Here is a 25636-nt window from a genome sequence, read left to right as displayed (position 1 = left end):
GCATATGCCGCATAATAACCAGAACAGGCACGGCATGTCAGAATCCACGCATCCTTTCGATACTCTCAGACAGCTCGCGCAGCACTGTCGCAGCCAGGCCATGGGCTTGCCTGCGCAGGACGTTGTCAGCGAAACCTGGAGCGGAGTGGGTTTCCGGCTCGCCGGCCAGGCAATGGTCGCAGCAATGGGCGAGGTTGCCGAAATTCTCCACGAACCGCGTTACACGGCGCTGCCCCGGGTCAAGACCTGGGTTCGCGGTGTGGCCAACGTACGCGGGCGTCTGTTGCCGATCATCGATCTGAGTCGCTTCTTCGGCGCTGCCGTCAGCGCACCACGCAAGCAGCGCCGCGTTCTTGTGCTTGATCGTGACGGCCTTTTTGTCGGCCTGCTGGTCGACGAGCTGCTCGGCATGCAGCATTTTCCTGTTACCAGCTTTACCACCGAAGTGCCCACAACGGATGAAGGGTTTCGACCTTTTGTGGTGGGAGCCTATGTCCAGGACCAGGTTTCCCTGGTATTCAACTTCAGGGCTTTGGCGCGAGATCAGGCGTTTCTCGACGTAGCGATTTGATCAGGGGGCGACCGGATATTCCGGTAACGCGACAGACAAAAGCAACAACAAGAACCATGCGGTAGGCCAGGTAGGGGCCAGATGATGAAAAAGTTCGATACCCAGATTTTCTCCGCAATGCGAAGCAATCGCACGATTACCGGCCTGTTCGCAGCGCTGGTACTGTCGCTGCTGCTGCTGTTCGTCAACTTCCTGTATCTCAACATCCAGAGTGGCTACGACACCGAATACATCGGTCACGCCGGCGAACTCCGGGTGCTCTCCCAGCAGATCTCGAAGTCGGCCAGTGAGGCGGCGACGGGAACGCCCGAAGCCTTCGGTCTGCTGCTTGATGCGCGTAACGATTTCCAGCGTCGCTGGGACTACCTGACATTGGGACACTCCGAGACCGGCCTGCCTTCGGCGCCTGCGGTCCTCGATGACGAGGTTGGCCAGGTTCAGGAAAACTGGAGCAGTGTGCGGACCAACGCCGACGAAATTCTTGCCAGCCAGGCCACCGTGCTATCGCTGAATGATGTAGCGTTGACTCTCTCCGACACCATTCCACAGCTGCAGGTCGAGTACGAGGAAGTAGTAGACCTGCTGATCGCCAACGAAGCTGCTGCTGATCAGGTAGCGATTGCCCAGCGTCAGTCACTGCTCGGCGAACGGATTCTGAACTCGGTGAACCGGGTACTCGCGGGTGAGGAAGATGCGGTCATGGCGGCAGACAGCTTCGGCCGCGATGCCAGTCTGTTCGGTCGCGTACTGCTTGGCATGCTCGAGGGCAACGCCACCATGGGCATTTCCCAGGTGACGAATCCTGACGTAGTTGTGCGTCTGAACGAGATTGCCGATCTGTTCCGCTTCGTTTCCGACTCGGTGGACGAGATTATGCTGACTTCACCCGAGTTGTATCAGGTGAGTCTGGCGGCAAACCAGATCTTTGCTGACTCGCAGCTGCTGTTGAACAACGTGTCGGACCTGACCAGCGGTTTCGAGGCGCGCAGCGAAGCCCGCTGGATCAACACCCTGTTCGGCTATTTATTGGGTATCGTCGCTCTGGCCTGCATTCTGCTGATTGGCGTGCAGATGACTCGGGAAACCCGTCGCCGTCTGGCTGAGACCGCGGAAAAGAACGACAAGAACCAGGCGGCAATTCTGCGTCTGCTGGACGAAATCGCCGACCTTGCAGACGGTGACTTGACGGCAGAGGCCACGGTGAGTGAAGACTTCACCGGCGCGATTGCCGACTCGATCAACTACACGATCGACCAACTGCGCGCGCTGGTCGGCACGATCAACGACACCGCCCTGCAGGTATCGGCTGCAGCCCAGGAAACCCAGGGCACGGCGATGCATCTGGCCGAGGCATCCGAGCACCAGGCGCAGGAAATTGCCGGCGCCTCGGCGGCGGTTAACGAAATGGCCGTGTCGATTGACCAGGTATCGGCCAACGCCGCTGAGTCCTCGGCGGTAGCGGAGCGTTCGGTAGCCATTGCCAACAAGGGTAACGAAGTGGTGCAGAACACCATTACCGGCATGGACACCATTCGCGAGCAGATTCAGGATACGTCGAAGCGGATCAAGCGTCTTGGTGAGTCTTCCCAGGAGATCGGGGATATCGTGAGCTTGATCAACGACATTGCCGACCAGACCAACATTCTTGCACTTAACGCCGCGATCCAGGCCTCCATGGCCGGTGACGCGGGTCGTGGTTTCGCGGTGGTAGCGGACGAAGTACAGCGTCTGGCGGAACGTTCTTCGGCGGCGACCAAGCAGATCGAGGCGCTGGTGAAGACGATTCAGACCGACACCAATGAGGCGGTTATCTCTATGGAGCAGACCACTTCCGAAGTTGTCCGCGGTGCGCGCCTGGCCCAGGACGCCGGTGTGGCGCTGGAAGAGATCGAGAAGGTATCGACCAGCCTCGCAGCCCTGATCCAGAACATCTCCAACGCGGCTCGCCAGCAGGCGTCTTCTGCTGGTCACATCTCCAATACGATGAACGTGATCCAGGAAATCACCTCGCAAACCTCCGCCGGTACCACGGCCACAGCGCGCAGCATTGGCGATCTGGCAGCGCAGGCCGAATCGATGCGTCAATCGGTCGATGGCTTCACTCTGCCGCAGCAACTTTGAGATGGGCGCGCGGGTAGCCTGGCGGCTATCTGCACTCCGCAATGAGCAAGGGATACACAGTGCAGAAAACGCCAAACTGGTCATTACAGCAACTGCCGGAGATGGATACGCAGCAATTCCGTCAATGGCAGGCATTGCTGGAGGCTCGGACCGGGGTCTGCGTCACTGACCAGCGCCGGGTTTTTCTGCAGACCAGTCTGGCAACTCGCATGCGCGAGCTCCAGATGGAGGACTATCAGAGTTACTACGAATACGTCACCCAAGGGCCGGCCGGTGCGATTGAATGGTCGGCGCTGATAGATCGTCTGACGGTGCGTGAAACCAGTTTCATGCGGCACCGCCCCTCCTTTGACTGCGTCCAGGACCATCTCCGCGATCTGCTCACCACGCGTTCACCGGCTCAGCCACTGCAATTGTGGAGCCTGGGCTGCGCAAGTGGCGAAGAGGCGTATTCCCTGGCCCTGATTACCGAGCAATGCCTGGCAGACGCTGGCGGCAAAGCGCCCGACTATGCGATATGGGCCACCGACATCAGCCTCAAGGCTCTGGAACAGGCGCGTCTGGCGCGCTATCCGGCGAATCGCCTGCGCGGTCTTACCGATGTCGAAAAAGCGCGTTGGATGCAACCGGTGGAAGGCGACAAGCTGGAAATCCTGGCGGCGCTGCGCGACCGAATCTGCTTTACCAGGCTGAACATCCTGGAATTGGCCCAGGCCCCGATAAGGGACCTGGATATCATTTTCTGCCAGAACCTGCTCATCTACTTCCGTCGCTGGCGCCGCCGCGATCTGCTCAACCTGCTTGCCAAAAGACTGGCTCCGGGTGGCATGCTGATAATCGGACTGGGTGAGATAGTGGACTGGAACAATCCTCTGCTAGAGCGGGTACCCGACGATCGGGTACAGGCCTATGTGCGGCGGAATATTCACGAAAGTGTGGAGTGACTATGGGTGATCGGCATGATTATGTCGCCCTCGACTGGGTAAAAGGGGAGATTTCCGAGACGCTGAATCAAGCGCGTCAGGCCCTGGTAGCCTTTGTCGAGAATCCCGGCGATTCGACCCGGTTGCGTTTCTGTCTGACCTATATTCACCAGGTCCATGGCACGCTGCAGATGGTCGAGTTTTACGGAGCTGCACTGCTCGCCGAGGAGATGGAGAAGCTTGCCCAGGCATTGATGCACGGCAGCACCAGTCGCGAGGGCGAGGCGCTCGACGTGCTGATGCAGGCCATACTCCAGCTGCCAACCTATCTGGACCGTGTGCAGTCGGGAAGACGAGACCTGCCTCTGGTGTTGTTGCCGCTACTCAACGACATGCGTACGGCGCGGGGCGAGAACCTGTTGTCTGAGAATGCGCTGTTCACGCCCGATGTAGATACCGGCAGCCCAACAGAGGGTGCCGAACGGCTGGGCAATCTCGCCGACGAAGATACCGTGCGGCAGTTACGCAAACTGCGCCAGGCCTTGCAGGTCGCCCATGCGGGCATTATCCGCAACCAGGATATTCCGGCCAATGCGCAGCGGCTCGGCAAGGTTTTTACCCGCCTGCAGGCGCTTTGCCAGGGTTCTGTCCATGCCGATCTCTGGGCTGCCTATGCCGGTGTAGTCGAAGGCGTAGAGCATGACAGCATCGACGCTGGTGCAGCCATCCGTCAATTGCTGCGGCAGGCTGACCGCGAGGTCCGGCAGCTGCTTGACCAGGGCGCGGCCGCGCTGGATAACCCGCCCGCGCTGGAACTGCTGCGTAACCTGCTGTTCTACGTGGCCAAGAGCCCGGGCGGCAGTCCGAGACTGGATGCACTGAAACAGCGTTACCAGCTCAAAGCCCTGCTCACCGAGGATGATATTGCCAACCAGGCAACCGGCTCGCGCCTGGTCGGCCCTGATCGCAGCGCAATGCAGTCGGTAGTCGAGGCGCTGGGTGAGGAGCTGCTGCAGGCCAAGGACCGGCTGGATCTGTTCGTGCGTAGCGACCGGACCCAGACCATTGAGCTGGCGGCCCTGGTGCCGGCGATGAAGCAGATAGCCGATACCCTGGCAATGCTCGGTCTGGGTCAGCCCCGGCGGGTACTGCTGGAGCAGATCGAACTGGTTGGCCAGCTGGCCGGCGGGGAGTCTGAGATCAACGATTCCTCACTGATGGATGTGGCTGGCGGCCTGCTGTACGTCGAGGCCAGCCTGCACGGCATCCTGGGGATGGAGCGTGAGCGCAGCAAGGCGCCTGGCTCAGGTCAGGGCAGCGACATGCAGCGCCTGGCAGCGGCCCAGGATATGGTGCTGGTCCATCGCCAGGTGGTGCAGGAAGCGCGAAATGCATTGGAGCAGAGCAGGGAGGCGATCAACGCTTTCATCGTCAGTCAGTGGGACCACTCCCAGCTGGAGCCGGTCGACGATCTGTTAAACAGTGTGCGTGGCGGTCTGGAAATGCTGCCGCTGGAGCGCTGCGCCGCGATCATCGGCAATTGCCGACGGTATGTCATCGATCAGTTGCTGACTCCGAAAAAGATTCCGGGCTGGCCGGAGCTGGACGCGCTGGCCGACGTAATAACCAGTGTCGATTACTACCTGGAACGGCTGGCCGAAGACGACAGTGAGCGCGGCGACAATATCCTTGCCGTAGCCGCGGATCGACTTGTTGAGCTGGGCTATGGCCTGGATTCAGCCCTGCCGGAAACATCGGCTGCGGCCGAGAGTTCGGTAGAGGCGGGGGTGGAACAGGTTGAGCCTGAATCCGCGCCGGAGCAGGAGGACGCCATTGCAGCCGATCTGCAAACGGACGAGCTTCCGGCCGAGCTGGCAGAGATCGAAACCACTGCGAGCGATGTTCCGCCCACCGTGGAGCCGACTGAAGAGCAGTTGCCAGTCAGCGAGACGGCTGAAACCTCGACAGCGACGGAAGACGAGGATTTTGATGCGGAACTGGTCGAAATCTTTGTCGAGGAAGCAGGCGAAGTACTCGAGACGCTGACCGAATTCACTCCGCTCTGGCAAGCGAGCCACGACGACCACAAGGCCCGGGCCGAGGTGCGCCGCGCATTTCACACGCTCAAGGGCAGTGGGCGGATGGTCAAGGCCGGCATCATGGCCGAGCTCGCCTGGTCGGTTGAAAATATGCTCAACCGGGTTATCGACCGCAGTATCGAGCTTACGCAGGCAGTCTTTGAGGTGGTCAACGCGGTACGCGCCGTGATGCCTGAACTGGTCGAGGATTTCGCCCTCAGCAAGCAGCAGGCTCTGCCGGAAGTGGGTCGTCTGACCGCTATAGCCGATGCCCTTTCACGCGGGGAGTCGGCAGAGGATGCGCTAGCCGTCGAGCATGAATCCGAAAGCAGCGGCGATGCGATCGAAGAAGCTGCCAGGCAGGCCGCAGTTGCAACCGCCGACACAGTGCTGGCAGATGGGGAAGAGCTGGGTGAGTTGCCGGTTCCCGATGTGGAGCTGGAAATCGAGCCCGAAGCCGAGCCCGAATCTGATCTCGAGCAAGAGCTTGAGCCTGCGGCGAGCGAAGCAGGTGAGCAGTCCACGGCCGAAACAGCGCCCGGGACCGAAGAGGTTTACCCGGCACAGCCTGAAACGACCTGGGAACTGCCCGATAGCGAGGTGATCGGCGACGCCGAACAGCCAGCACCCGAACTGGCGGAAATGGCCCTGGAGCACGGTCTGGATCCGATGCTACTGGAGATCTTCTACAACGAGACCCAGTCGCATATCGAACAGATCAACGCCTTTATCGCACAATGCGAACAGGCACTGCCCCGTCCGGTCAGCGATGCCCTGCAGCGCGCGCTGCATACTCTCAAGGGTAGCGCGCACATGGCCGGAATCCAGCCTATTGCCGTGCTTGCTACGCCGCTGGAAAGGCTGGCAAAAGACTTCAAGGCCAACCTGATCCCGGCTGACCAGTCGCTGGTCGATCTGCTCAATGATGCTGTCGAACTGTTTGAAGCCGGCGTCGCTCAGCTTGGCAGCACGCCCGAGCGTGCGCTGGAGGGCACCGACGAATTTCTCGAGCGCCTGGACAGCGTTCGCCAGCGCGGTCTGGCGGCGCGCGACAGTAGTCGCGCGGACCTGGACCAGGGCACTGCCAACGCTGGCCTGTTGTCGATCTTCCTGACCGAGGGTATCGACCATCTGCTGGATGTTACCGATACCCTGGCGCTCTGGGAGAATGGCGAAGGTCCGGCAATCGATAGCCGCGAGCTTTGTCAGAGCCTGCGTGCGCTCGGCGAAGTGGCCGGCGACGTGGAACTGGACGTCATCGAGTCGCTGTGTCAGAACCTTGAGGACATGCACGAAGCCTTGATGACCGAGCGGGTTGAATTGCGCCAGCCTGAGGTCGAGGCCCTGACCGCCGCGCATGAGCGTCTGATCGGCATGATGGACCAGGTAGCGGCCCACCAGCATATCGCGCCGGCGACAGCCGAAATTGCAGCATTGCATGCACTGCTGCCGCATCCGCCTCAGGCGGCTGGTGAACCCGTCTCGCCCGCACCAGCTGTATCCGGCGCCACCTGGAATCCGCAGGATGCCGGTACTGATGCCGAGCTGGTGGATATCTTCCTGGAGGAGGCTCAGGAGATCATCGACAGCGCATCGGCCAGTTTGCAGGAATGGATCGCCGATCCGGCGAACACCCTGGCAGTGGAATCCCTGCAGCGGGATCTGCATACCCTCAAGGGCGGCGCCCGCATGGCGGAGATTCCGCCGATCGGTGATCTCGCCCACGAGCTGGAATTTATCTACGAAGGCCTGGGCAACCAGCGTTATCAGCCCAGCGCCGGCCTGAATGATCTGTTGCATGCCTGCCACGACAGTCTGGCCGAGATGGTTGAGGGTGTGATGGCCGGCCGGCCGATCAGTGACGGCTCGGCCCTGATCGCCGCGATCAAGGGTTATCGCGCGCAACCCGACAAGCCCCCGCAGTTGCCTGGTCAGAGCGATGAGGCAGAGGTGGCGCCGCAGTTGCAGCGCGAAGCAAAGGAAACCGATTCCACCGAGATACTGGCAACCGATCCATTGCAGGGCATGCTGGGCATGTTCGTGGAAGAGGCGCGCGAGCTCTTGGCCCCCTGCGCTGCGCTACTGGCGCGCAGCCAGGACGAACCGGCCGCGGCTGACGAACTGGTGCGTCGTGTGCAGACCCTCAAGGGCAGTGCGCGGATGGCAGGCCAGAGCGAGCTGGCCGGGCAAAGCAAGAAACTGGAAGCCGATCTGCAAGGGGCAAGTGCGTCGCCGGAGCAGTTGAATAACCAATTGCAGCAACTGCACGCGGCAGTGGAAAGTCTCGGCGGCGGCGTCGAGCCCGGGCTGGCAGACTGGTCCATGCCCGAAATCGCTGCGCCCGCACCGTCGGCGCCTCCGACCGCCAGTGCCGGAGAGCCGCCGCAAGCAATAGCTGCTCCGCGTCAGACCCTGGCTGCGGTCAAGAACATACTACAACAGGCAATGGCGGCCAGTGATGCCGGTAGCGATGATCAGTCTGCACGTATCAGTGGCCAGGAAACCGTCAAGGTATCGGCCAAGCTGCTTGAAGAGCTGGTCAACCTGGCCGGGGAGACATCCATTTTCCGCGGCCGGATCGAACAGCAGGTCAACGATCTGGCCCATACGCTGAACGACGTCGACAGCACCATCGAGCGAGTGCGCGATCAGCTGCGTCGTCTCGACATGGAGACCCAGGCGCAGATTCTTTCGCGTCACCAGGAAGAGATCGATCAGGCCTACGAGGACTTCGATCCGCTGGAAATGGACCGCTATTCGCAGCTGCAGCAGCTGTCGCGCTCGCTGTTCGAGTCCGCGTCGGATTTGCTCGATCTGAAGGAAACCCTGGCCGCCAAGAGCCGTGACGCGGAGACGTTGCTGCTGCAGCAGGCGCGCGTTAACACCGAGTTGCAGGAAGGTTTGATGCGCACGCGCATGGTGCCGTTTGAACGGCTTCTGCCGCGGATGCGCCGGGTGGTGCGTCAGGTGGCCAGCGAAGTGGGCAAGCAGGTGATTCTGGAGATTGGCAGCGCCGAGGGCGAAATGGATCGCAGCGTGCTCGAACGCATGATCGGGCCGCTGGAGCACATGCTGCGTAACGCGGTGGACCATGGTATCGAATTGCCCGAAGTGCGCCAGGAGCAAGGCAAACCGGAGGAGGGCCGCATTACCCTCGATCTGCAACGCGAGGGCGGCGAGATCGTCCTGCTGTTGTCAGACGACGGCGCTGGCATCAACCTGGACGCGGTACGCCGCAAGGCGATCGAGCGCGGTCTGATGGACGCCGACGCCGAGCTGACCGACCAGGAAGTGCTGCAGTTCATTCTCGAGGCCGGTTTCTCCACCGCCGACAAGGTTACCCAGATTTCCGGCCGTGGCGTCGGTATGGATGTGGTCAACTCGGAGGTCAAGCAGCTTGGCGGCAGCATGAGCCTGGACACCCGTCCGGGCAAGGGCAGCACCTTCACCATTCGCCTGCCCTTCACCGTATCGGTCAACCGGGCACTGATGGTCTACTCCGGAGATGACCTGTACGCAATTCCGCTGAATACCATCGAGGGTATCGTGCGCGTCTCCGGCTATGAGCTGGAGGCCTATTACGCCCCCGACGCCCCGCCGTTCGAATACGCCGGCAAGCGTTATGACCTGCGCTATCTCGGTGATCTGCTGGTAACCGGGCAGCAGCCGCGACTCAGCGGGCACAGCTTGCCGCTGCCGGTCATCCTGGTACGCGGCGCTGAGCACACGGTGGCCGTCCAGGTCGACGCACTGGCCGGATCGCGGGAAATCGTGGTGAAGAGTATGGGCAAGCAATTCGCCGTGGTGCCGGGTATCTCCGGCGCCACCATCCTCGGGGATGGCCGCGTGGTAGTGATTCTCGACCTGCTTGCGATCATCCGCGCCCAGCTGGCGTTGCAGTCCCAGCAGCGTCTTGCGGCCGAACGTGCCCAGGGCGGCGCGGAAAAGGAAGAAGAGCGCGCGACCCTGGTGATGGTGGTCGACGATTCGATTACCGTGCGCAAGGTCACAACTCGTCTGCTCGAGCGTCACGGCATGGAAGTGGTTACCGCCAAGGACGGGGTCGAGGCAATTGCCCGGCTGCAGGATATGCACCCGGACATCATGCTGCTGGACATCGAAATGCCCCGTATGGACGGCTTCGAAGTCGCCACGCTGGTGCGTCATGACGAACGGCTCAAGGACCTGCCGATCGTGATGATCACATCGCGTACCGGAGAGAAGCACCGGGAGCGCGCGAAGACCATCGGCGTGAATGATTATCTGGGCAAGCCCTACCAGGAAAGCCAGTTGCTGGAAGCAATTGGCAAGCTGGTCAAGGTTCGTGATTGAGCCAGCTGCGCCTGCTATTGCGCTGCTGGCAGGCACCACGCAGAAGCGTCAGCTGTTGCAGGAGGTGCTCGAAGGCTTCGGTTATCGGGTGATCTTCGCTGGCGCACCCGAGGACCTGGACTGTGCTGCGCTGGAGGCAATCGAGGCTGACGCCTGGTTGCTGGAGCTGGCCGATGAGTCCGAGCTGGCCGACTGGCTTCTTGAGCAAAGCCCGGTACCGGTGCTCCTGGGGGCGGGGGAGGTACCGCATCACGAAAGCGAGGATTATCCACGCTGGAAACGCCGGCTCCTGGCCAAGCTGCTACCGTTGCTGGGGCCGCCGCCGGAACCGCAATGCCCGCCGCCCGGTTTCGAAAACGCGCCGCCTGGATTACCGCCGGCCCGGTGCATCTGGTTGCTTGCGGCATCCTTGGGCGGGCCTGCAGCGGTGAAGCGTTTTCTTGACCGGTTGCCGGCTACGCTGCCGGTCGCATTCGTCTATGCGCAGCACATTGATGCCGGATTCGAGGCGCAGTTACCGGTGATCCTCGGCCGGCAGAATACCTGGCGGGTGCTCAACTGTGTCAGCGGTGCTCATCTGCATGAGGGAGAGGTTCTCGTGGCACCGATCAGGCGAAGCCTGAGCTTTTCGCCGGAAGGGCAGGTACGGCTCAGCGACACGCCCTGGCCCGGACCTTACCAGCCTTCTATCGAGACACTGCTCGATGCTGTTGCCGGCGCCTTCGCGCCGGCCTGTGGTGCCATCATTTTCAGCGGGATGGGTGAGGATGGCGTGCAGGCATGTGGCCGACTGCGCGACCAGGGAATTCAGGTCTGGACTCAGGACGCCGAGAGCGCAGCCTGCGCGATCATGCCCGAGGCGGTGAAAGATGCGGGTTACAGTAGCCGCCAAGGTTCACCGGAAGCACTGGCTGATGCGCTGCGCTACTGGGTAGCACAGGAATGGCCGGTTGCGCTTTAGCGCGGCGGCAAAACAGAAATACGAGAGGACGCGGTATGACGGACGCACTGGAAAGCCTGAATGGACTGATCGTTCCGCTCGCGGAGCAGGCGCTGCTGCTGCCCAACGTGGCAGTGGCGGAGCTGGTGGGGTTTCGTCTCAACCGCGAGCCCGGTAACGCTCCGCCCTGGTTTCTTGGCTGGACGCTCTGGCGTGACCAGCAGGTGCCGGTAGTCGATCCCTATGTGCTCCTCGACGAGCAGCCTGATGAGACCGGGAGACAGCCACGCACGCTGATCCTCAATGCCATCGGCGAGCGGCCGGGGGTGCATTTCATTGCCCTGCGCGTATGGAGCATTCCCCGTTCGCGCAAAATCACCCGAGGCGAGATCAGTGCCGAACAGGGCTGTGTTCCTTATGTGCTGCAGACGGTGAAGCTGGGCGAGGAGGCGCAGACATTGTGCATACCCGATCTGCTCGGCATCGAGCAGACCCTGAATAACGCCGGTCTGCTGCGCGCCTGACGCCCGGCGCTCAGACCGGAAAGCTCAGCCGCGCCTCGGTGCCGCCGCCACTGCGGTTGAGCAGCTGCACGGTGGCTCCATGGCTCTCGGCGATGCGCTTGACGATCGCCAGACCCAGGCCGGTACCCTTGGTAGTGCGTGCACGGTCGCCGCGGGTGAACGGCGTGAACAGGGCTTCGCACTCGGTGGGATCGATACCGGGCCCGCGATCCAGAATCGCAACTACCAGATAGGGCTGCGCGGCGGCACGGGTAACGTAGGTACAGACCTCTATGCCGGCGCCACCGTGGTGCAGTGCATTGTCGATCAGGTTGCCGATTACCCGCTTCATCGACAGGCGCCGAAGCTTGATCAGCGGCACCGGCTCAAGGCATAGCCTGACCAGTTCCTCGCCGGTATTCAGCGGCGCGACTACCTCACGAATAATGTCATTGATGTCCTCGGCCTCGGTCGCCTCGGTACTGCCGTCACGCATGAAGGACATGAACTGGTCGAGAATCGCATCCATGTCCTCAATGTCGCGAATCATGCCCTCGGTCAGGTCGGGATCGGCGCTGGACAGCAGCTCGGTCGAAAGACGCATACGGGTCAGCGGTGTACGCAGGTCGTGGGATACGCCGGCCAGTAGCATTGCCCGGTCGCGGTTGGCCTGTTCGACGTCGTAAGCCATCTGGTTGAAGGCCCGGTATACCTCGGAAATCTCGGCCGGACAGTTAGTATCCAGCAGGCGCACGCTCTGTCCCTTTCCGATACGCCTTGCTGCACGCTCGAGGGTTTTCAGCGGGTTGTTGAGCTGGCGCACGAATACCCAGGCGGCTGCGGTGGAGAGCAGGCCTATAAGCCCCAGCCAGAGCACTACTATCCAGATACGCTGGCCACGAAGTGGGTGCGCGTAGAGGGGCACCTGCAACCAGTTGTCGCCGTAGCTGGGTTGATGCACCCAAAGCAGCGGTTCGCCCTGTATGCGCACACGTACCTGGGTCATGTCGCCCAGCTCTTCACGAAGCTGAGTGGTAAATATGCCCGAGTAGGGCCAGTGAACTTCTCCCTTGGGTACCTCCTGGGCAGGTATCAGGCGCAGGCCGGTGACCTGCTCGATCTCTGCACGGGCGGCGGGATCGCTGGCCCAGTAGGAAGTGACCAGCATTGCGGTACCGTGGCTGTACTGCCGATCGACCAGCAGATCTTCGTTGGCCAGCAGGTACAGCATGGTCAGGATTTTTGAAAACAGCGTAACCAGCAGTACCAGCGTGATAGTGCGGGCAAAGAAGCTGCGCGGCATCAATGGATGCCAGCCGGGACCCCCTTTCACGAACCCTTGCCGTCCGGTACGAATACGTAGCCGACACCCCATACGGTCTGGATGTAACGCGGCTTGGATGGATCGGGCTCAAGCATGCGGCGCAAGCGTGAGATCTGCACGTCGATCGAGCGTTCCAGTGCATCCCATTCGCGGCCGCGGGCCAGCTGCATGAGCTTGTCACGGGTGAGCGGTTCACGGGGATGCTGCACCAGGGCCTTGAGCACGGCGAATTCACCCGTGGTCAGCATATGCACTTCATCGCCACGGCGCAGTTCGCGTGTGGCCAGGCTGAGTACGAACTCGCCGAAGCTGACTTCTTCGTCCTCGCCACCCGGGGCGCCCGGCACCTGGGGAGCCTGGCGACGCAGTACCGCCTTGATGCGGGCGACCAGTTCGCGGGGATTAAACGGCTTGGGCAGATAGTCATCTGCGCCCTGTTCCAGGCCGAGAATCCGGCTGGCCTCGTCGCCCTTGGCGGTCAGCATGATGATTGGCGTCTTGTTGTCCTGGTCGCGCAGACGCTTGCACGCAGTCAGACCATCCTCGCCGGGCAGCATCAGGTCCAGCACAATCAATGAATAGAGTTCGCGGGCAAGCAGGCGATCCATCTGTTCGGTATTTTCCACGGCCCTGACGCGATAACCCTGTTCAGTCAGAAAGCGCTCGAGCAAACGGCGCAGTCGCACGTCGTCGTCAACAATCAGGATCTTTTCACCTTCACTGGTCATACCGGCTCCACCCTTGTTCAGTTCGTTTGTATTGTGTATGAACCCGCCTGTTAGCGGGCCTGCGCATTGTTACAAGAGGTTTCTTTTGTATAAGTTTTTACCCCTGAGCAGTCGGCCGCCGAGTTCCCCCGATCCACCCCGTGAGCGAATCTGTCGGTTATACTGCGCTGCCTGTAAAACTGACTCGGAAATCTTGCCCATGGAATCTATCGCCTCACGCATCGCCACCGAACTCGCCGTTCGTCCCGAGCAGGTCGACGCGACCGTGAGGCTGCTGGATGAAGGCGCCAGCGTGCCGTTCATTGCGCGCTACCGCAAGGAGGTCACCGGCAGTCTGGACGACACCCAGCTGCGTTACCTGGAAGAGCGCTTGCGCTACCTGCGCGAGCTCGAGGATCGCCGTTCGACCATTCTTGCCAGTATTGGCGAGCAGGGCAAGCTGACTGCCGAGCTCGAGCGCGACATTCGCAGCGCCGACAGCAAGACCCGGCTGGAAGATCTCTATCTGCCCTACAAGCCCAAGCGCCGCACCAAGGGGCAGATAGCGCTGGAAGCAGGCCTGGGTCCGCTGGCAGAGAGCCTGTATGCCGACCCGGCGCTGACACCCGAGCAGGAAGCGGCGGCGTTTGTTGATGCAGAGAAGGGCGTTGCCGATGTGAAAGCGGCACTTGATGGCGCCAAGTACATATTGATGGAGCGCTTCAGCGAGCAGGCGAGTCTGCTGGAGCGCCTGCGAAGCGCCCTGCGTCAGGATGGCCGCGTGGTATCGAAACTGGTGCCGGGCAAGGAGCAGGAGGGCGCCAAGTTCCGGGATTACTTCGATTATGCCGAAGACCTGCGCAAGGTACCTTCGCACCGCGCGCTGGCGATTCTGCGCGGGCGCAATGAGGGCATCCTCAGTATTGGCCTGGAACTCGGTGAGCCGGACCGGCCGGCCAGCGCGCCGCATCCCTGCGAGGGGATGATTGCCCAGGCGGTGGATGTTCGCGACGAGGGGCGTGCGGGTGACCGTTGGCTGGTCGAGGTGGTGCGCTGGACCTGGCGCGTCAAGTTGTTGGGTCAGCTGGAAACCGAACTGCTCGGTGATCTGCGCGAAAGCGCTGAAGACGAAGCGATCCGGGTATTCGCCAGCAACCTCAAGGATCTGCTGCTGTCGGCGCCCGCAGGGCCGCGGGTCACCCTCGCGCTGGACCCGGGGCTGCGCACCGGCGTCAAGGTGGTGGTGGTGGATGCGACCGGCAAGCTGGTGGACTTCACCACCGTATTTCCCCACGCACCACGCAACCAGTGGCAGGAGTCCCTGGCCGTGCTGGCCGCGCTGTGCAGCAAGCACAGCGTCACCCTGCTGGCGATCGGCAATGGCACCGCATCGCGTGAGAGTGACAAGCTGGCAGGCGAACTGATCAAGCTGTGCCCGCAGCTGCCCCTGCAGAAGATCATGGTGTCCGAGGCGGGCGCATCGGTGTACTCGGCATCGGAACTGGCAGCCAAGGAATTCCCGGAACTGGATGTGACCTTCCGCGGCGCAGTCTCGATCGCGCGCCGTCTGCAGGACCCTCTGGCCGAACTGGTGAAGATCGAGCCCAAGGCCATCGGTGTCGGCCAGTATCAGCATGACGTGTCCCAGGTAAAGCTGGCGCGCAGCCTGAATGCGGTGGTCGAAGACTGTGTGAACGCCGTCGGGGTAGATCTCAATACCGCCTCGGCGCCGCTACTCACGCGCGTTTCGGGACTCAATCCGACCATCGCACAGAACATTGTCGATTACCGTGATCAGCACGGCGCCTTTGGTACCCGCCGCGAGCTGCTCAAGGTGGCGCGGCTGGGTGACAAGACCTATGAACAGGCTGCGGGTTTTCTGCGGGTGATGAATGGCGATAACCCGCTGGACGCCTCGGCGGTGCACCCGGAAGCCTACCCGCTGGTCGAGCGGATTGCCGGCGAAACCGGTCGCGATGTGCGTACCCTGATTGGTGATTCTGCCTTCCTGCGCAAGCTCGACCCAAAGAACTTCACCGATGCCCACTTCGGCGTGCCGACCATTACCGACATTTTGCTCGAGCTGGACAAGCCGGGTCGGGATCCGCGCCCGGAATTCAAGGCCGCGGCGTTCCAGGAAGGCGTCGAGACCCTCCGCGATCTAAAGCCAGGCATGCAGCTTGAGGGCGTGGTGAGCAACGTCGCCAATTTTGGCGCCTTCGTTGATATTGGCGTGCACCAGGACGGCCTGGTACATATTTCCATGCTCGCCCACCAATTCGTCAAGGATCCGCGGGATGTGGTGAAGGCCGGCGATATCGTGCGCGTCAAGGTGATGGAGGTGGACATCCCTCGCCAGCGCATTAGCCTCAGCATGCGCATGGATGACGAGCCTGGCGCTGAAACCCATGGGCGCCCCGGTGCCTCCGATCGGCCGACCCGGGCGCAGGGCGATCGTGCCAAAAACAAAGGTCAGGGCCGCGGTCAGAGTGCCGGCGCTGGTGCGCAGCCAGCCGCCGGTGGTACCTTTGCCAACCTGTTTGCCAATGCCAAAGACCTGAAGAAGCGTTGAGAATGAGCCCACATCCCACATTAAATCGCATGAGCGCCTTTACCCGGATGCTCGGTCTTGAGTTCAAGTCGATCGAAGTCGGCACCTGCACGCTGACCCTGCCGATCCGTGAAGATCATTTCAACTCTACCGAGCGGGTGCACGGGGGGGTGATTTTTTCGCTGCTGGATTCAGCCATGGGGGCGGCTGCTTTCAGCGTCCTGGAGCCCCATGAATCGACTGCTACAGTGGAGTGCAAGATCAACTACACCCGCGCGGTAGTCGGTGGTGAGCTGGAGTGCATCGGCAAGGTCGTGCATGCCGGCACCCGCACAGTGGTGGTTGATGGCGAGATACGCCAGGACGGTGCCCTGGTGGCCAAGGCCCTGGGCACCTTCGCGCGGATCTGATCCGGTATTCAACAGTCTGCCGTGCGCCATGCGCAGGGCCCGTTTGGCTAAGGAGTGACAACCTTGTCACCAGCATTCAGCGACACTCTCGATCTGCTCTACAGCACTGCCGGACGCGAAGTCTTGCGCGGTTGCCGCCACGGTATCGAAAAGGAAAGCTTGCGCACCACGCCGGACGGCACGCTGGTGCATACGCCGCACCCGGTGGCGCTGGGCTCGGCACTGACCCATCCGAGTATCACCACCGACTATTCAGAAGCGCTGATCGAGTTGATCACCCCGGTGAACACCAGCCTTGATGCGCTGTTCGACAGCCTCGACATGACCCATCGCTTCGTCTACGCACAGCTGGGTGACGAGCTGCTGTGGACCGAGTCGATGCCATGCAGGCTGCCTGCCGATGCGCAGATCCCGATTGCCTGGTACGGCACGTCCAATGTGGGCATGCTCAAGCATGTCTATCGTCGTGGCCTGGCGATCCGCTACGGCAAGGCGATGCAGTGTATCGCCGGCATTCACTACAACTTCTCGTTACCGGCCAAGCTATGGGCGACCTTGCAGCAGCAGGAAAGCGACCAGCGTTCTGCCCAGGACTACCAGTCCGACCGCTACATGGCGATGATCCGCAACTTCCGCCGTTACGCCTGGCTCCTGATGTACCTGTTTGGCGCTTCGCCGGCAGTCTGCGCGACTTTCCTCCAGGGTCGTGACCACAAGTTGCATAAGCTGGGTGACAACACGCTGTACCTGCCCTATGCCACCAGCCTGCGCATGAGTGACCTGGGTTACAACAACAACGCCCAGTCAGGACTGAACGTCTGCTACAACTCGCTCGACAGTTATATCCAGAGCATGCAGGAGGCAATCAGTCTGCCCTTTGCCGCCTATGACCGTATGGGCACGCATGATAGCGACGGGCAATGGCAGCAGCTCAATACCAACCTGTTGCAGATCGAGAACGAGTTCTACAGTCCGATCCGGCCCAAGCGTGTGACCAATAGCGGCGAGAAGCCAGTGCACGCGCTTGCCTCGCGCGGTGTCGAGTACATTGAAGTGCGCTGCATGGATATCGACCCGTTCGTGCCATTGGGTATCGAGCCGGCAACGGCCCGCTTTCTGGACAGCTTCCTGCTCTACTGCGCCCTGCACGAGAGTCCGCCGCTGACAGAGGAAGCTTGTGTGGAAACCGGTGAGAATTTCGCCCTGGCTGTCAAGCGTGGTCGCGAGCCTGGCCTGCAGCTGTCAGACGGCGGCGAATCGCGAGATTTGGTCACCTGGGGTGACGAATTGCTGGGGCGTATCGGCTACTGTGCCGCGCTGCTGGATCGCGTACATCAGGCCGAGGTTTACACGCAGAGCCTGACAGAGCAGCGGGCCAAACTCGCAAATCCTGCGTTGACGCCATCGGCTCGGGTGCTCGATGCGATCGCAGGGCACGGCAACAGCTTCTTCCGCTTTGCCCTGGAACAATCGAAGCTGCACCGCGAACATTTTGCCGCCAGGCCACTGGATGACCAGACCCTCGCCGCCTATCGGGCCGAAGCCGCGGCCTCCCTGGCCGACCAGCAGTCTATCGAAGCGTCTGACGAAACGGATTTTGACAGCTTTGTTGCCAGCTACCTGAGCCAGGGCATCGCCGACTAGCTGGCGGAAATGCCCGGCCGGCTGTGTGGCGGTGCTGGGCGTTACGGGGCTTTACCGGGCGTTTACTGCGTGACCAGGTTGGTGAACAGCAGATCATCCACCAGCGGTTTGCCTTCTTCCTCTTCGAGCACTTCGCGCACCGCGGTCAGCGCTTTACTGCGCAGCTCTTCCTTGCCTTCCAGCGTCCCGACGCTTTCCAGGGTCTCATGGGCGAACAGGCTGACCAGCGCATTGCGTATCAGCGGATCGTGATATTCAATCCGCGGCACCGCGGCTGGGTCGTTGGCCCGCAGCGCAACATCGACCTTCATGTACTGGATCTTCGGGCCGGGGCCGACGGTGCCGACAAAAGCCGGCTTTAGCTCGACATACTGGGCGCCGGCCACCGGAGCATCCTCGGCCTGGACGTGTGACACCGCGAAAAGGCTTAGCAGCAGGGGCAGGGCGAGAAACGTGCGCATGGGTTAGACTCCTTATGGTTGGCCACAGGATAGCCGAGGGTGGCTCCCCAGCCAACCAGCGCCGCGGCGGATGTTATGAACGGCAATCAATCAAGGGCATGGTCATTGACCCGGCTGCCCCGCTTGCGACTAGACTGTGTGAAAACCTGATAATGGAGTCATCATGAAAGCCGTATTGTGCAAAGAATTTGGTCCCGCCAGCAGCCTGGTACTGGAAGAAACCGCCGATCCCGTTGCCAAACCCAACGAAGTGGTCCTGGACATCCATGCCGCAGGGGTCAACTTTCCCGACACGCTGATCATTGAAGGCAAATACCAGATCAAACCGCCATTCCCGTTCTCCCCGGGTGGTGAAGCCGCCGGGGTGATCGCCAGCGTCGGTGACAAGGTCAGTCATCTCAAGCCCGGTGATCGGGTCATGGGGCTGACCGGTTACGGCAGTTTCGCCGAACAGATCGCCGTTGATGCCTCGCGCATCCTGCCTATCCCCAAGAACATGGACTTTGTGACCGCCGCTGGCTTCAGCATGACCTACGGCACGTCCATGCACGCACTCAAGCAGCGTGCCGACCTTAAGGCGGGCGAGACCCTGCTGGTCCTCGGCGCATCGGGTGGTGTGGGCCTGGCGGCAGTAGAAATCGGCAAGGCCATGGGTGCGCGCGTTATCGCCGCCGCCTCCAGCGCCGAGAAGCTGGAGGTAGCGCGCGCCGCTGGCGCCGACGAACTGATCAACTACTCGGAAGTCAGCCTCAAGGATGCGGTCAAGGAACTGACCAAGGGCCAGGGCGCCGACGTGATCTACGATCCGGTCGGTGGCGACCTGTTCGACCAGGCCGTGCGTTCGATCAACTGGAAAGGCCGCCTGCTGGTCGTAGGCTTCGCCAGCGGCCGCATTCCCGAATTCCCGGTGAACCTGGCTCTGCTGAAAGGCTCTTCCATCGTCGGTGTGTTCTGGGGCTCCTTCGCTGCTCGCGAGCCACAGACCAACCGGGAAAACTTTGAGGAGCTGTTTGCCTGGTTCACCGAGGGCAAACTCAAGCCCCTGGTTTCGGAAAAATTCCGTCTGGACCAGTACGAAGACGCGCTGAACATCCTTACTTCACGCAAGGCCGTGGGCAAGGTTGTGGTTCAGGTTCGCGACTGAATCGGCACTACTGGCTGCCGGCATACCCCTGCTGGCGCCAGGCTTCGAATATCAGCACCGCAGCACTGTTCGACAGGTTCAGGCTGCGGCTGTCTGGCCGCATCGGAATCCGCAGTACCTGATCCGTTGGCAGGCCTTCACGTACCGCCGCCGGCAGGCCCCGGCTCTCGGGACCGAACAGAAACAGATCCCCCGGCTTGAAAGCCACCTCACTGAAATTGCGGGTGCCCTTGGTACTCAGCGCAAACACGCGCTGTGGCTGCACCGCCGCCAGACAGGCCTCCAGGTTCGCATGGGTTCTGACCGCAGCAAACTCGTGATAGTCCAGCCCTGCGCGGCGCAGCCGCTTGTCATCCAGCTCGAAACCCAGTGGCTCAATCAGATGCAGGCTGCAGCCGGTATTTGCGCACAGGCGGATGATGTTACCGGTATTGGGCGGGATTTCCGGTTCGAGCAGGGCGATGTGGAACATGGGTGCGCCAGTAGGTAATGTGGATGGCGAAGTCTAGGCTGGGGCGCGCGCAGCGGCAAGCTAACAGCTACTTTCCTTTCGCCCATAAAAAAAGGTGACTCCAGCCTGCCTGAACCGGAGTCACCTCAAATACACCCACAGTTAACTAAGCATCAAGCGTGCCAAAAGCCGTTTGCTGGCTCGCTATTCGTTCTCTTCCTCGTCGTGACCGTCTATATTCATACCCAGTTCCTTGATTTTGCGGGTCAGGGTATTGCGGCCCCAGCCCAGTAACTGCGCGGCATCGCGGCGTCTGCCGGCAGTGTGCTTGAGGGCTGTTTCAATCATGATGCGCTCGAACGCGGGGACGGCTGTTTCCAGCAGGCTGGTGACCCCGCGGTCCAGTTCCTGGTCGGCCCAGATGCGCAAACTGTGCTCCCAATGGCCATCTGTTGCACCGTCGTGGTGCTGGTTGAGCATTTCCGGGGGCAGGTCCTCAACCAGCACTTCGCGGCTAGACGCCATGACGGTGATCCAGCGGCAGGTGTTTTCAAGTTGGCGCACGTTGCCCGGCCACGGCAGGCTGCGCAGGTAGTCGCGGGTCTGCGGCTTGAGTACCTTGGGTTCGACTGCCAGTTCCTGCGCGGCGCGGGCGAGGAAATGCTGGGCCAGAGCAGGGATGTCCTCGCGGCGCTCGGCGAGCTTGGGAATATGGATTCGGATTACGTTCAGGCGGTGGAACAGGTCTTCGCGGAAGTTGCCGGCCTGTACCAGATCCTCGAGGTTCTGGTGTGTGGCAGCGATGATGCGCACATCGACCTTGATCGGCACGTGGCCGCCCACCCGATAGAACTCGCCGTCGGCCAGTACGCGCAGCAGGCGGGTCTGGGTTTCCGGCGGCATGTCGCCAATTTCATCGAGGAACAGCGTGCCGCCGTCGGCCTGCTCAAAGCGTCCACGGCGTTGTACTGCAGCTCCGGTAAAGGCGCCTTTTTCATGGCCGAACAGCTCCGATTCCATCAGATCCTTGGGGATCGCTGCCATGTTCAACGCAATGAACGGATTGCGTGCCCGCGGGCTGTGGCGGTGCAGGGCATGGGCGACCAGCTCCTTGCCGGTACCGGATTCGCCATTGATCAGCACGGTGATGTTGGAGTGGGATAGACGACCGATGGCGCGGAACACCTCCTGCATCGCCGGCGCTTCGCCGATGATCTCCGGCGTGCGGGCGTCGCTCACCTCGGGTCCCTGGCCTTCCTGCTCGCGGCTGTGGGCCAGTGCCCGGCGCACCAGGGCAACTGCTTCGTCCACGTCGAAAGGCTTGGGCAGGTATTCGAAGGCGCCGCCCTGGTAGGAGGCTACCGCGCTGTCCAGGTCGGAATGCGCGGTCATGATGATGACCGGCAGTTTTGGCAGTCGGTCGCGCAAGGTGGAGAGAAGCTCCAGACCGCTGGTGCCGGGCATGCGTATATCGCTGATCAGGACGTCCGGATGTTCGCGCTGAAGCCGCGCCAGGGCGGCATCGGCATTGTCAAAACTGACCGATTCCATGCCTTCCTGCTGAAGCGCCTTTTCCAGCACCCAGCGTATCGAACGGTCGTCATCGACGATCCAGACGTTTTCAGTTCGGCTCATGGGTTTTGTCTCCCGGTACGGGTTCCAGTGGTAGGAACAGGGTAAAAACGGTACGGCCAGGTTTGCTCTCGCATTCGATCAGGCCCTGGTGTTGACTGATAATGTTCTGGGTGATCGACAGGCCAAGCCCCGTGCCTTCGGGCCGACCGCTGACCATCGGGTAGAAAATGCTCTCAACAATGTCGCTGGGTATGCCCGGACCGTTGTCGATAATCTGTACGCGACAGACGAGGCGATGACGTACCTGGCCGATAGTGAACTGGCGTAACGCGCGGGTGCGCAGAACGATACGACCTTTCTGCAGGCCACCTTGCTCGGCAATGGCCTGCATCGCATTGCGCACGATGTTGAGCAGTGCCTGGATAAGCTGTTCCCGGTCGGCCATGATCTCTGGAATGCTTGGATCGTAGTCCCGGCGCAGAATCAGCTCCCGCTGGGTTTCGGCCTCAACCAGGCTGTAGACGCGCTCGGTAATCTCGTGGATGTTCAGCGGCTGCAGGCTGGGTGGCCGATACGGCCCGAGCATGCGATCAACCAGGTTGCGCAGGCGGTCAGCCTCTTCGATGATTACGTCCGTATAATCCTTGAGCGACTCCTCCGGCAATTGGCGGGCCAGCAGCTGGGCGGCGCCGCGGATGCCGCCCAGGGGATTCTTGATCTCATGGGCCAGGCCGCGTACCAGAACCTTGGTCACCTCCTGCTTAGAAAGCTGGGCCTCTTCCTTGGTGATCCGCAGCAGTCGGTCGCGGGGATGCAGTTCCAGCAACAGCCAGTGAGTGTCTGCGCTCACAATTGGGGTGACCGAGTAATCGACCGTCAGGCTGTGGCCGTTGTTAAGGTCCAGCTGGGCTTCACGTTTGGTGAACGGGTTGCCATCGGTAACCGCCTGGCGCAATGACTCGAGGGCGGTCCGATGGTCATTGAACAGATCGCCGATCGGCTGCTGGGAGACGCGCTGGCCGCTGACCTCGAGCAGAATTTCCGCGGCCGGATTCATGTATCTAAGATACAGACCTTCGTCCAGCAAGAGCACAGCTGTGGTGAGGTTGTCGAGTATCTGGCGTAGAAATCGGTCAGGCAGCATAAGAGACCCCGTGGTTTGTGCAGACAGTTGCAAGAAGCGAACCAATAAAGGGCGTAAATCACGCTGGAGACTGCGGGCCGGTCGGGAGCCAGGACAGGTTCAGGCGAATACGCTGGTGCGGGGGATCATGCAGGGCTGCAAAGCCCGCTGCTTAAGGGGTTTGCGGCTTGATTGCGCGCCAGTATGGGTAACTGATGCGACGGGACGTTCACTCCAGCCGGGCGGAACCATGTCCGGCCGAGAAAGGGAAGCGTGCACGAAATCCGGCGTACCGGGAATCAGTATGCACTGATTTGGTGCGCCGCGTCAGGTCGGCTCACTGAGCAGCCGGGTTCAGGGGGCAGGATTGCCTGCGGCGGGCTTTTGCGGTGCCTGGGGTGCGGCATTGGAGCCGGTGCGTCCAGGCTGGAGCAGGGAAGTACGCTGCAGGTGCACGGTGATGCCCTGGCTGCGCTGCACTTCCTCACCCCGGGAATTGGTCACCACTGCCACAATATCGTGCGACCCTCGATCGAGCTCGGTCAGGGTCAGGCGCTGGGTTGCCTGGCCGTTGCCGGCAGTCGCCGCCGGGCGCATCTCACCGTCGACGCTGGCGCGCAGGATGTGTCCGGGCGCCAGTGGCGGCTCGGTGTTGACCACCAGCGTGAGGCTGCCGTCATTCGCCCGGACTGCTTCGTCATGGTCGGGACTGGCAATCTGGAGGGTGTTGTAACTATTTGTCGGTTTTCCCTCGGCATCCTGGTTTTGATCCGGGGTGCGTTCGCGCATTTGCGGGACTGCTGTCTCCACTGTATTGGTGGGTGGCAGATCGATCCGGCGCGAATCGGGGTGAGGCTGGTCGGAATAGATCTTGTTGCCATTCGCATCGGTCCAGGTATAGATCTGGGCGTTGGCGAGGCCGGCCAGCGAGACGAGCACGGCGCCCAGCGCCCAGCACAAATGAATTCGCAGCATGATTGTCACTCCTGTGATTCGAGTTTCAAGCCTTGCACCCAATCGTGCTTCTGGCAAGGCCCGACGGACGGGCGAAAAAAAAGGGCGCCTGAAAGGCACCCTTTTTCGACCGCGGTCAAGACACCGGGTTCAGACGCTGTAGTACAGGTCATACTCGAGCGGGTGAACGAAGGTGCGTACCTTGAGCTCTTCTGCTGCTTTCAGTTCGATGTAGGCATCGATCAGCTCGTCGGTGAATACACCGCCCTTGGTCAGATACTCGCGATCAGCGCTCAGAGACTCCAGGGCCTCCTTCAGGCTGCCACAGACCTGAGGGATCTGGTTCGCCTCTTCGGGCGGCAGGTCATACAGGTTCTTGTCAGCCGCATCGCCGGGGTGGATCTTGTTCTGGACGCCGTCCAGGCCAGCCATCAGCAGTGCCGCGAAGCACAGGTAGGGGTTGGCTGCCGGATCAGGGAAGCGAGCTTCAATGCGACGTGCCTTCGGGCTGGAAACGTACGGGATACGGATCGAGGCGGAGCGGTTGCGGGCCGAGTAGGCCAGCATGACCGGGGCTTCGAAACCGGGTACCAGACGCTTGTAGGAGTTGGTGGCCGGGTTGGTGAATGCGTTCAGCGACTTGCCGTGCTTGATGATACCGCCAATGAAGAACAGGGCAGTGTCGGACAGGCCGGAGTAGCCTTCGCCAGCGAAGGTATTCTTGCCATCCTTGGAGATGGACATGTGTACGTGCATACCGGAGCCGTTGTCACCATACAGTGGCTTGGGCATGAAGGTAGCCGTCTTGCCGAACGCGTCGGCAACGTTGTGTACACAGTACTTCAGCGTCTGTACTTCGTCCGCCTTGGCTACCAGAGTGTTGAACAGCACGCCGATTTCGTTCTGGCCGGCAGTCGCCACTTCGTGGTGGTGAACTTCGATGGTCAGACCCATTTCTTCCATGGCATTACACATGGCGGTACGGATTTCGTGGTCATGGTCGACCGGCGGAACGGGGAAGTAGCCCCCTTTCACTGCTGGGCGGTGACCCTTGTTGCCGGTCTCGATGTCGGCGTCGGTATTCCAGGAAGCCTGCTCGGAGATGATCTTGAACATGGAGCCGGAAATGTCGGACTTGAACTTCACTTCGTCGAATACGAAGAACTCAGGCTCGGGACCAACGAATACGGTGTCACCGATACCAGTGGACTTCAGGTATTCCTCGGCGCGGCGGGCGATGCTGCGCGGATCACGCTCGTAACCCTGCATGGTGGAGGGCTCGATGATGTCGCAGACCAGAATGACGGTGGGCTCTTCGGTGAAAGGATCGAGAACCGCTGTGCTGTCATCGGGCATCAGGATCATGTCGGACGCTTCGATACCCTTCCAGCCGGCGATGGACGAACCGTCGAACATCTTGCCTTCTTCGAAGAAGTCATCGTTTACATCGCGGGCGGGCATGGTGACGTGCTGCTGCTTGCCCTTGGTATCGGTGAAGCGCAGGTCAACCCACTTCACGTCAAATTCTTTAATCAGTTTAACTGTCTTCGACATGGTTTCCTCCAGAAGGAATCATTAGCCGGGCATCTGGCCCGGCGTTACTAAATTCGAGCGGACAACATCCGCGCTCCGCTTGCATTACAAGGGAGCAAAAGGTGTGCCATTTCAGAGCATGCGCTGAAACGCCCGTATCACCGGGCCTCCGGCTGCTAATACAACAGGGCGCACTTAATAAGTGCGCACTTATTTAGTGCAAAAAAGCCAGAGTGCGAACCATAATGGTGCGTCTGCAGCTTTATTTCCCAGTTATGACAATCGCGCGGG

At 61.2% G+C, this 25636-nt stretch carries 18 protein-coding genes; 10 read left to right on the top strand and 8 right to left on the bottom strand.

All coding sequences use genetic code 11. The features are described from left to right. Positions 1 to 34 precede the first annotated feature (34 nt). The 6 genes from ABYA88_RS00360 to ABYA88_RS00335 all read left to right on the top strand — a co-directional run bounded on the left by ABYA88_RS00360 (position 35) and on the right by ABYA88_RS00335 (position 11489). Positions 35 to 571, top strand: coding sequence for a chemotaxis protein CheW (locus tag ABYA88_RS00360; RefSeq protein ID WP_373184419.1), 537 nt, complete (start codon positions 35 to 37; stop codon positions 569 to 571). Between the two features lie 84 nt (positions 572 to 655). Beyond that, entirely contained in the window at positions 656 to 2692 is a 2037-nt protein-coding gene (locus ABYA88_RS00355; protein WP_373184418.1) for a methyl-accepting chemotaxis protein, read from the top strand. Between the two features lie 59 nt (positions 2693 to 2751). Further along, the gene (locus tag ABYA88_RS00350) at positions 2752 to 3636 is read left to right on the top strand and encodes a protein-glutamate O-methyltransferase CheR (RefSeq protein WP_373184417.1); all 885 of its coding nucleotides are present in this window, start codon (positions 2752 to 2754) and stop codon (positions 3634 to 3636) included. Positions 3637 to 3638: 2 nt separating this feature from the next. Further along, positions 3639 to 10025: an Hpt domain-containing protein gene (locus tag ABYA88_RS00345; protein ID WP_373184416.1), complete on the top strand. Its 6387-nt coding sequence runs from the start codon at positions 3639 to 3641 to the stop codon at positions 10023 to 10025. Further along, positions 10018 to 10986 carry a chemotaxis protein CheB gene (locus tag ABYA88_RS00340; protein WP_373184415.1) on the top strand — a complete coding sequence of 323 codons (969 nt, stop codon included), beginning with the start codon at positions 10018 to 10020 and terminating at the stop codon, positions 10984 to 10986. The genes ABYA88_RS00345 and ABYA88_RS00340 overlap by 8 nt, the downstream gene beginning before the upstream one ends. 35 nt (positions 10987 to 11021) lie before the next feature. Continuing rightward, positions 11022 to 11489 carry a chemotaxis protein CheW gene (locus ABYA88_RS00335; protein WP_373184414.1) on the top strand — a complete coding sequence of 156 codons (468 nt, stop codon included), beginning with the start codon at positions 11022 to 11024 and terminating at the stop codon, positions 11487 to 11489. 10 nt (positions 11490 to 11499) lie between these two features. Here ABYA88_RS00335 and ABYA88_RS00330 read toward each other — a convergent pair whose 3' ends face one another. Both ABYA88_RS00330 and ompR read right to left on the bottom strand, forming a co-directional pair. Continuing rightward, positions 11500 to 12771, bottom strand: a complete 1272-nt coding sequence (locus tag ABYA88_RS00330; RefSeq protein ID WP_373184630.1) for an ATP-binding protein — start codon at positions 12769 to 12771, stop codon at positions 11500 to 11502. A 26-nt stretch (positions 12772 to 12797) separates the two neighbouring features. Then, positions 12798 to 13520 carry a two-component system response regulator OmpR gene (gene ompR, locus ABYA88_RS00325; protein WP_373184413.1) on the bottom strand — a complete coding sequence of 241 codons (723 nt, stop codon included), beginning with the start codon at positions 13518 to 13520 and terminating at the stop codon, positions 12798 to 12800. A 199-nt stretch (positions 13521 to 13719) separates the two neighbouring features. Here ompR and ABYA88_RS00320 point away from each other — a divergent pair, with 199 nt between their 5' ends. The 3 genes from ABYA88_RS00320 (at position 13720) to gshA (ending at position 18104) form a co-directional block, all read left to right on the top strand. Beyond that, positions 13720 to 16071, top strand: a complete 2352-nt coding sequence (locus ABYA88_RS00320) for a Tex family protein (protein WP_373184412.1) — start codon at positions 13720 to 13722, stop codon at positions 16069 to 16071. Positions 16072 to 16073: 2 nt separating this feature from the next. After that, the gene (locus ABYA88_RS00315; RefSeq protein WP_150276626.1) at positions 16074 to 16460 is read left to right on the top strand and encodes a PaaI family thioesterase; all 387 of its coding nucleotides are present in this window, start codon (positions 16074 to 16076) and stop codon (positions 16458 to 16460) included. Between the two features lie 63 nt (positions 16461 to 16523). Continuing rightward, positions 16524 to 18104, top strand: coding sequence for a glutamate--cysteine ligase (gene gshA, locus ABYA88_RS00310; protein WP_373184411.1), 1581 nt, complete (start codon positions 16524 to 16526; stop codon positions 18102 to 18104). 62 nt (positions 18105 to 18166) lie between these two features. Here gshA and ABYA88_RS00305 read toward each other — a convergent pair whose 3' ends face one another. Next, on the bottom strand, positions 18167 to 18565 hold the full coding sequence (locus ABYA88_RS00305) for a flagellar basal body-associated FliL family protein (protein WP_373184410.1): 399 nt from the start codon (positions 18563 to 18565) through the stop codon (positions 18167 to 18169). Between the two features lie 163 nt (positions 18566 to 18728). On the opposite strand from ABYA88_RS00305, the gene ABYA88_RS00300 reads away from it, so the two are divergent. Next, positions 18729 to 19709, top strand: coding sequence for an NADPH:quinone oxidoreductase family protein (locus ABYA88_RS00300; RefSeq protein WP_373184409.1), 981 nt, complete (start codon positions 18729 to 18731; stop codon positions 19707 to 19709). Between the two features lie 7 nt (positions 19710 to 19716). Here ABYA88_RS00300 and trmL read toward each other — a convergent pair whose 3' ends face one another. From trmL to glnA, 5 genes are all read right to left on the bottom strand, one after another. Continuing rightward, entirely contained in the window at positions 19717 to 20181 is a 465-nt protein-coding gene (gene trmL, locus ABYA88_RS00295) for a tRNA (uridine(34)/cytosine(34)/5-carboxymethylaminomethyluridine(34)-2'-O)-methyltransferase TrmL (protein ID WP_373184408.1), read from the bottom strand. Positions 20182 to 20364: 183 nt separating this feature from the next. Next, positions 20365 to 21795, bottom strand: a complete 1431-nt coding sequence (gene ntrC, locus ABYA88_RS00290; RefSeq protein ID WP_373184407.1) for a nitrogen regulation protein NR(I) — start codon at positions 21793 to 21795, stop codon at positions 20365 to 20367. Then, positions 21782 to 22879, bottom strand: coding sequence for a nitrogen regulation protein NR(II) (gene glnL / locus ABYA88_RS00285; protein ID WP_373184406.1), 1098 nt, complete (start codon positions 22877 to 22879; stop codon positions 21782 to 21784). The genes ntrC and glnL overlap by 14 nt, the downstream gene beginning before the upstream one ends. Positions 22880 to 23212: 333 nt before the next feature. Further along, positions 23213 to 23833 carry a DUF4124 domain-containing protein gene (locus tag ABYA88_RS00280; RefSeq protein ID WP_373184405.1) on the bottom strand — a complete coding sequence of 207 codons (621 nt, stop codon included), beginning with the start codon at positions 23831 to 23833 and terminating at the stop codon, positions 23213 to 23215. Between the two features lie 129 nt (positions 23834 to 23962). Further along, positions 23963 to 25366, bottom strand: coding sequence for a glutamate--ammonia ligase (gene glnA, locus ABYA88_RS00275; protein WP_373184404.1), 1404 nt, complete (start codon positions 25364 to 25366; stop codon positions 23963 to 23965). Positions 25367 to 25636: the final 270 nt, after the last annotated feature.

It is taken from the genome of Halopseudomonas sp. (genome assembly GCF_041579695.1).
In the GTDB taxonomy this organism is placed as follows: Bacteria; Pseudomonadota; Gammaproteobacteria; order Pseudomonadales; family Pseudomonadaceae; genus Halopseudomonas.
The sequence above is the reverse complement of the archived record's forward strand: the minus strand, read 5'-3'. Positions and strand labels throughout refer to the sequence as shown.

Excerpts from the sequence above, each read along its gene's own strand:
- ABYA88_RS00355 (WP_373184418.1), top strand. The coding sequence starts at position 656 with ATGAAAAAGTTCGATACCCAGATTTTCTCCGCAATGCGAAGCAATCGC.
- ntrC (WP_373184407.1), bottom strand. The coding sequence starts at position 21,795 with ATGAGCCGAACTGAAAACGTCTGGATCGTCGATGACGACCGTTCGATA.
- ABYA88_RS00345 (WP_373184416.1), top strand. The coding sequence starts at position 3,639 with ATGGGTGATCGGCATGATTATGTCGCCCTCGACTGGGTAAAAGGGGAG.
- ABYA88_RS00315 (WP_150276626.1), top strand. The coding sequence starts at position 16,074 with ATGAGCCCACATCCCACATTAAATCGCATGAGCGCCTTTACCCGGATG.
- glnA (WP_373184404.1), bottom strand. The coding sequence starts at position 25,366 with ATGTCGAAGACAGTTAAACTGATTAAAGAATTTGACGTGAAGTGGGTT.
- ABYA88_RS00360 (WP_373184419.1), top strand. The coding sequence starts at position 35 with ATGTCAGAATCCACGCATCCTTTCGATACTCTCAGACAGCTCGCGCAG.
- ABYA88_RS00305 (WP_373184410.1), bottom strand. The coding sequence starts at position 18,565 with ATGCGCACGTTTCTCGCCCTGCCCCTGCTGCTAAGCCTTTTCGCGGTG.
- glnL (WP_373184406.1), bottom strand. The coding sequence starts at position 22,879 with ATGCTGCCTGACCGATTTCTACGCCAGATACTCGACAACCTCACCACA.
- ABYA88_RS00330 (WP_373184630.1), bottom strand. The coding sequence starts at position 12,771 with ATGCCGCGCAGCTTCTTTGCCCGCACTATCACGCTGGTACTGCTGGTT.
- ABYA88_RS00300 (WP_373184409.1), top strand. The coding sequence starts at position 18,729 with ATGAAAGCCGTATTGTGCAAAGAATTTGGTCCCGCCAGCAGCCTGGTA.
- ABYA88_RS00320 (WP_373184412.1), top strand. The coding sequence starts at position 13,720 with ATGGAATCTATCGCCTCACGCATCGCCACCGAACTCGCCGTTCGTCCC.
- ABYA88_RS00280 (WP_373184405.1), bottom strand. The coding sequence starts at position 23,833 with ATGCTGCGAATTCATTTGTGCTGGGCGCTGGGCGCCGTGCTCGTCTCG.
- trmL (WP_373184408.1), bottom strand. The coding sequence starts at position 20,181 with ATGTTCCACATCGCCCTGCTCGAACCGGAAATCCCGCCCAATACCGGT.
- ompR (WP_373184413.1), bottom strand. The coding sequence starts at position 13,520 with ATGACCAGTGAAGGTGAAAAGATCCTGATTGTTGACGACGACGTGCGA.
- ABYA88_RS00335 (WP_373184414.1), top strand. The coding sequence starts at position 11,022 with ATGACGGACGCACTGGAAAGCCTGAATGGACTGATCGTTCCGCTCGCG.